Source organism: Rathayibacter tanaceti (assembly GCF_001634385.1).
Lineage (GTDB): Bacteria > Actinomycetota > Actinomycetes > Actinomycetales > Microbacteriaceae > Rathayibacter > Rathayibacter tanaceti.
The window spans coordinates 1-1,303 of sequence record NZ_LIIN01000256.1 but is presented as its reverse complement, the minus strand read 5'-3'; the positions used below and the strand labels follow the sequence as shown (position 1 = coordinate 1,303).

Below are 1,303 nucleotides of genomic sequence, written 5' to 3'. Positions count from 1 at the left end.
GGCGGGCCGGCGATCGCGCCCCCCGCCTCGACCCGGCCGGCGACGAGCCCCATCCCGCAGACGATCCAGAGCGTGTAGGCGACAGGCCCCTCCTGCAGCGTCGGCAGGACGGTGTAGCTGACGAGCGTCCCGGTGACGGCCGCCGCGGGCAGGAAGCCGTCGAGCGTGGGCGCGCGGAGGCCGCGGAGGAAGAGGACGATCAGCAGCGCAGCAAAGAGCAGCATCACGAGGATCCCCGACTCGATCGCCAGCACCAGGAAGAAGCTCTCGACCAGCACGCTGTCGGTCGAGTACAGCTGTGCGCGCGGCCCCACCTTGCCCAGACCGAAGCCGAACGGGTGCGAGATCAGGAACGGCAGGTTCTCGAGGAGGCTGTCGCTGTGGCCGATCAGCGACGGGTCGGCGACATGCGAGATCACCTTGTCGATGTAGAGGTAGAGGGTGACGCCGCCGATCGCCGCGGCCGTCGAGACCGTCAGCATCGCCCAGACCAGCATCGGACGGGCGCGGAAGAGCGCCCAGGCGATGAGCGCGACCGCGAGCATCGCCAGCCCGATGTAGCCGCTGCGCGACTGCGTGAGGGACACGGCGACCAGCGGCAGGACCGTCAGCAGTGCCTTCAGCCACAGCGGCCAGGCAGGGCGGGTCCAGAGCACGGCGAGCGCGATGGTGACCGCGACGGCGCTCTCGTTGGGGGCGCTGTAGGGGCTGAACCCGCGGGGCACGATGCTGCCTGCGACGAAGAGCGACGAGGGGAACAGCGTCCCGGGCGCCAGCGGGAACACCCCGAGGGTGAACAGCCAGTCCAGGCCCTGGTTCCAGGTGAGGATCGTGGTGATCGACGAGAGCTGCAGGACGACCACGAACGCCGTGGCGACGAACGCGAGATGGCGCTTCTCGAGCACCGCGGGCGTCACGATCAGGGCGAGGAAGGGCAGGAAGTCGTTGCGCCAGCCGTAGGCGGCCTGGATCGGATTCTCGGTCCAGACCGCCGAGACGGCGCCCAGCCCCACGATCATCAGCACCAGCACCACGATCGGCACCGGCACCCGCCGGATCCGCCCCGTGACAACGACAAGCGCGAAGAGACCGAGGATCACCGCGTCCTTGATCGCGCCGAACGCGGTCGCCGCCGCTCCCTCGAGGAAGGCAGAGGTGACTCCGTTCGCCGGGAGCACCACCACGAGCAGCAGGACGCCCAGCCAGGGCAGCCCGAAGCCCTCCCCCGCCGGGCGGCCGAGCACGCGCCGGAGCGACCAGCGCAGGGCAGGGACCGGCCCGCGGGCGACGCTCTGCACGCCCG

At 70.9% G+C, this 1,303-nt stretch carries 1 protein-coding gene; it reads right to left on the bottom strand.

The genetic code is table 11. From position 1 onward, the window contains the following. Window positions 1-1,303, bottom strand: a 1,303-nt coding sequence (locus ACH61_RS17685) for an O-antigen ligase family protein (protein ID WP_161489690.1), incomplete at both ends; no start/stop codon positions are given.